The sequence below is a fragment of the Butyrivibrio sp. genome (assembly GCF_017940685.1).
GTDB lineage: Bacteria > Bacillota > Clostridia > Lachnospirales > Lachnospiraceae > Butyrivibrio.
Window position 1 is genome coordinate 1 of the sequence record NZ_JAGAYD010000241.1, and the last position, 5,487, is coordinate 5,487.

General features: G+C 45.3%; 4 protein-coding genes. 3 read left to right on the plus strand and 1 reads right to left on the minus strand.

Annotated features, from left to right (window positions below):
* Positions 1-566, minus strand: a 566-nt coding sequence (locus J6I68_RS14180; RefSeq protein ID WP_292221272.1) for a histidine phosphatase family protein, incomplete at its 3' end; no start/stop codon positions are given.
* Between the two features lie 105 nt (positions 567-671).
* Here J6I68_RS14180 and J6I68_RS14185 point away from each other — a divergent pair.
* From J6I68_RS14185 to J6I68_RS14195, 3 genes are all read left to right on the plus strand, one after another.
* Complete coding sequence (locus J6I68_RS14185; RefSeq protein ID WP_292221273.1) at positions 672-2,714, plus strand: HelD family protein; 2,043 nt, start codon at positions 672-674, stop codon at positions 2,712-2,714.
* A gap of 11 nt (positions 2,715-2,725) precedes the next feature.
* Positions 2,726-3,361 (plus strand): endonuclease III domain-containing protein, encoded by a 636-nt coding sequence (locus J6I68_RS14190; RefSeq protein WP_292221274.1) that lies wholly within the window; start codon positions 2,726-2,728, stop codon positions 3,359-3,361.
* A 119-nt stretch (positions 3,362-3,480) separates the two neighbouring features.
* Positions 3,481-4,452 (plus strand): hypothetical protein, encoded by a 972-nt coding sequence (locus J6I68_RS14195; protein ID WP_292221276.1) that lies wholly within the window; start codon positions 3,481-3,483, stop codon positions 4,450-4,452.
* Positions 4,453-5,487: the final 1,035 nt, after the last annotated feature.

Genomic DNA, 5,487 nt, shown 5'->3' on the forward strand with positions numbered 1-5,487 from the left:
CTTAGCATAACACAGGTGATCCCGAAGTGGCAGAAAAGAGCTATCGTCTTATCATTACCTTCTGTAACCCTGTAAATATCACCATCTCTTTTATATCCGTGATCTTCCAAAAGCCCATCAAAGCTTTTGATCACATTGTCATAGACAGAAAGGGCATTGGTGGCCTTAACAAGCGCAGAATCCCTCCAGGCATTTCTGTCAAAGAGCTCTGGATGATTCATGTAGTATGAAGGCATCATATCCCACACAATACGCTTTTCATAGGCGCCGCCTTCTTCTTTTTTTAGTTCGTTCTTATAGGCACTGCGGGTTTCTTCGCTTGCTTTATTAGGATCGAAAAGAGCTGGAAACTCCATAAGCCAGTCAAAAGTAGTTACGGGAAGATCAAGCTCTTTTAACGAAAAAGATGCTGTATCACGGGCTCGACCAAGAGGTGACTCATACACCTCATCTATACCAAAGCTCTTTATCCTGTCTGCAAGGAGCTTTGCTTCTATCTTTCCCTTATCAGTGAGACCGTCTATAACGTAATCCGGATCTCCGTGCCTAAAAAATAATAATCTCATAAAATCAGCCTTTCGTAGCGAATACTTATCTGCATTATACACTAAACGTACCTTGCAAGGATATGTTATACTGAAAAGATACAGAAGGGGTAAATGGTGACCATTATGAATAAAGAAATATTTGATAAAGAACAATCACATCTGTCCGAAACCTACGACAAACTCCTTAAGAAGAAGGAAGAGATCTTAGGCCAGATCGCAGCCCTCAATGAGAAGGCTGTGGCTGATAAAAATGATATGCGTGACAATATCCGTTTTGACTATGCGGACATTGAGACTACCATGGAGACCCTGACAGAGATTGAGGTGTGGAACCGCTATATTGACACCTACAATGTTGAGAGCAGCTCTCTTTCAAAAAAGCTTGATACAGTAAATAAGCTTCTTGACTCTCCATACTTTGCCAAGATCAGTCTTCAGTTTGATCCATCAGAGGAGCCTGAGAGCTACTATATTGGCCGTGCGGCAATTTCTGAAAAAGGCCCCAATCAGCTGATCGTTGACTGGAGGTCTCCTATTGCAGAAGTCTACTACAACCAGGAGATGGGTCACACCAGCTACAGCGTAGATGACAGGGAGATTCCTGTGGACCTTAAGCTGCGCCGCCAGTTTGACCTTAATAGAGACAAGCTCATATCTTACTTTGACACCCAGATTGCCATTGAGGATCCGATGCTTATAAAGTCTCTTTCTCAGACTCACACTGACAAGATGCAGGCCATCACTGCAACCATTCAGAAGGAGCAGAACACAGTCATCCGTTACCCTGACGTTCCGGTTTTACTGGTAGACGGAATCGCAGGAAGTGGCAAGACGTCAGTACTTCTCCAGCGCATTGCATATCTCTTTTACCAGAAAAGAAAAACTCTGCGCCCGGATCAGGTTTGCCTTTTAACTCTTAATCCTGTGTTCAGGGAATATATCGATAACGTCCTTCCTGACATGGGCGAGACCAATCCTGTGACCCTTACCTGGCGTGAGTTTTTAGAGGGAGCAAATGCGCCCGGAAGCATCATGGACTTTGATGATACTGATGCAGAAACCCTTGAGTGCATCCGTGTGTGCCTGCCAGATCTTGATCTTGAAGCCGATGACTTTTTTGACATAAGACAAAAAGAAACGATAGTGCTGACAAAAGAAGACGTGCTGTCAGTTGTGAAAAAATACAAGAAGTTCCCTCTGGGAATGAGGCTTATCCAGATAGCATCCGATGAGCTTGAGCAGCGGGCCAAGAACAACATGCGAAACATGGACGATGAAAATGACGAAGCATCAGAAGCTACTGCAGGTTCTGAAAATGCCAAAGAAAACCGCATAGAGAACGACTTTGGCGGAGCTCTTTCCACCATCAGAAACTGCGGCTTTATCAATATCACCCACATCGTTCAGAGGATACTTGGGGTGAAAAAAGTAACTTCCGCCCAGTGGCTATATGCCAGAATGGAGCTTACCGGAAGGTGCGACAAGAACATGCGTTACGTCATGGTGGATGAGGTTCAGGACTATACCAGGGCTCAGATGATGGTATTTGAAAAGTTCTATCCCAACGCAAGATTCATGCTCCTTGGAGACGAGTTCCAGTCCATAAGGGAGGGAACAGTTAAGTTTAAAGAGATCGAGCAGATGGCAGAGGACGCAGGCAAGAAGTTTGTAATGCTGCCTCTTATGACCAGTTACAGAAGCTCACCTGAGATCACTGATAAGTTTGCGGCACTGCTTCCTGATAAAAAGAAGATGCAGGTTTCTTCGGTAAAACGACCTGGAGAAGATGTATATGTAAAGAGCTGCAAGTCAGATAAAGAGTACTTTGCAGAGCTAAAAAAGCTCATAGGAGATTACAGCAAAAAAGATGGTCTTACTGCAGTTATCGTAAGAGATCCAAGCAGTCTTGAAAAAATAGTGGCTGCCCTTTCTGAAGATGCACCACAGATAGTTGCAGGGACTGACGCTCTTCCAAAGGAAGGTGCGTTTATGTTAGAGCTCCCTTATGCCAAGGGCCTTGAGTTTGACCACGTGATCCTGGCAGATGCTGATAGCAGGACTTACCCTGACGACGAACTTGGAAAGCACTGCCTGTACACAGCTATGAGCAGGGCAACCCAGCATCTGGCAATTTTGTGCAGGGGCGAGCTTGCTGCAAATATTTGATGGAGAAAAACATGACCAAAAAGAAACTTGCACTGGAAGTCATAGAGCGCCTTAAAAAAGAATATCCGCAGTCCCACTGTACCCTGGCTTACGACAAGGCCTGGCAGCTTCTTGTGAGTGTCCGCCTTGCAGCCCAGTGCACAGACAAGAGAGTAGATGAGATAACCCCTCTTTTGTATGAAAAGTTCCCAACAGTTGAGGCTCTCGCTGCAGCTCCTGTAGAAGAGATCGAGAAAATAGTGCGTCCCTGCGGCCTTGGAAATTCCAAAGCAAGAGACATCTCTGCCTGCATGAAGGTGATACATAATGAGTATGGCGACATGGTGCCTGACACCATGGAGGAACTTTTAAAGCTTCCCGGAGTTGGCAGAAAAAGCGCCAACCTGGTCCTTGGGGATGTCTATGGTAAGCCTGCCATCGTAACGGATACCCACTGCATCAGACTCTGCAACCTTATTGGACTGGTGGACGATATCAAGGAACCAGGTAAGGTAGAAAAAGAGCTATGGAAGATAGTTCCTCCTGAGGAGGGGAATGATCTCTGTCACAGGTTTGTAGACCATGGAAGAGCAGTGTGCATAGCCAGACGCCCTCAGTGCGCGGCTTGCTGCCTTAAGGATATCTGCAAAACCGGGAAGAAAGATTAAAAAAGGATAAAACATTATTAAAATAACTTAAACGTTTTCGATTGGTACATTTTTTGTGCTAACATAATGGAGGCTGCTTAATAGTTAAGCAGTCTCTTTTTTTGAGGAGGGAATAGATTATGAAAAATCAGATACTTAGAAGGTTTATGTCAGTTGCCATAGCAGCAACTATGGGAACAGTTCTTTTGGCAGGTTGCTCAAAGAGTGCGGCAGAAGCACCTGCAGAAGGAGCAGAGGTTCCTGGAGCTGAGGCTGTTACAGAAGCACCTGCAGAAGCATCACAGGATGCAGCAGCCAGTCAGGACGAAATGAAGGCACCTTACTTTAAGAAAGGTGTATACTCAAGCTTCCCTACAAGTGAGATGGCATCCCAGCACACATACTTCTACATTTTCTACGATGAGACCTCAGGTTACACAGAGGACGGCGTAAGTGGGATCGGTCTTCCTTTTGCCTGCGAGCAGACAGATGGAACTGTAGTGTTTAGCATGGGCGGCGCAGATGAAGAGAGTAAGGACATTCTCACAGTTGAGTCTGTTTCTGATGGATGGGTTACAGGAACAGTTCAGAACGGAATCAGCATCACATTTGCTCCTGTACCTGACGTAGATCCTGATAACTTCAGTGCACAGAACTACATTAATTCTTTTGCAGATGAGAGCCTTGTCTATGAGGACGCCAACGGCTGGAGCGTTAAGTACGATCCTTCTGTTATCGAAGTAAACCAGGGCGGTTCTGTAACTACTTTTGTTTACACAGGAGAGTGCGCTGGAACAAACATGATCACAGCCAGCTACGAGGTTGGTTCTGACGCCAAGACAGCGGTTGCTGAGAAGGCAAAAGCTTATGGCGAAGGCGCAACCACTTCTGAAGCTCCTTTCCCAGGAGCTGAAGATGTTACCGGCTACTGGGCAATGACAGCTCCTTCTGCTGAAGGTTCAGGCCTTGTAGAAACAGTAGTTGCAAGAGACTACATGGACGGATATCTCATGTTCGAGATGACAGCCCACAACTCAGGCGACGATGCCATCGACATCCCTGTATCAGATGCACTTGCAGCAATCATCGACTCCCTGACATTCAACAACTAAACAAGACACGGGGACGGTTCTGTTGTCTCCTTTTGGAGACAACAGAACCGTCCCCGTGTCAGATTGTAGACAAAGTATTACATCAAGTGTCACAGGCCATCCCCGCCTTCGGTATTATAACATCCACTGGAAATTGCCCAAGTGGCTTTCACGGCATATCCTCGTTGAAGGTGAGTCAGTGGGGACATTACAGTTCGACTCACTGCTCCCCAGTGAGTCGAACTGTAATGTCCCCACTGACTCACCTCCAACTGCGGTATTCCATGGTCCACTTGACCAATTTCCGGTGGATGTTTTTGGGTGTTCAAGCGGGGATGATGAAGGTGCGGGCTAAGGTGATGTTGGTTTCTCGCGCGGATTATGGCACTTCTGGGGGATATTTGCTTTTGATGTGGGTAAGGTATTTCTGGAGTAGATGCTACCATGGGGCGACAAGTCGTTGATTAACTGGCGCTAGTCAGTGGAATCAGACTTGATGGCTTATTTCCTTGTCTAAGTCCGTAAAATGACGGTCAATATCAATTGTTATTAAATTGCATTATGGACTATAGCGGTTTTTTGAGCATACAGTCCGTAAAACGGGTTTTTTTGAGGAATTGATCCAATGGATCAGGGAGACGAGTTACGGACTATAGGCTCAAAAAGTGGTCCCTAGGCTGAAAATGGATATTTGGGGGAGCTTTTTGCGGGAAATAATAACCTACTATAGAGCATTTTTCTATACTATAGTCCGTAATCATTAAAACCTGACATTTTTTGGAGCACATGAGGAACTCAAAAACGGTATTGGGGAGAGAATTTTTGCTGGTCTAATATCTGCAATTGATTTTCCTATTGCTGGTCCTATCTTTTTCTTGTCTTGAAGAAAATAATCAGGGCACTTTTAATACCACTGGGTCAAGTCCTTTTTTGTGTGTAAATTACCTTTAGGTGTTAATCAGCGTTATGCCGCCAATAGCTTCAGCTGTTCGTCGGCTATTTCCTTAAGTTGTGGAATGTAATCATCTATCGATTGTAGCAGTTTTGTGGGATAAC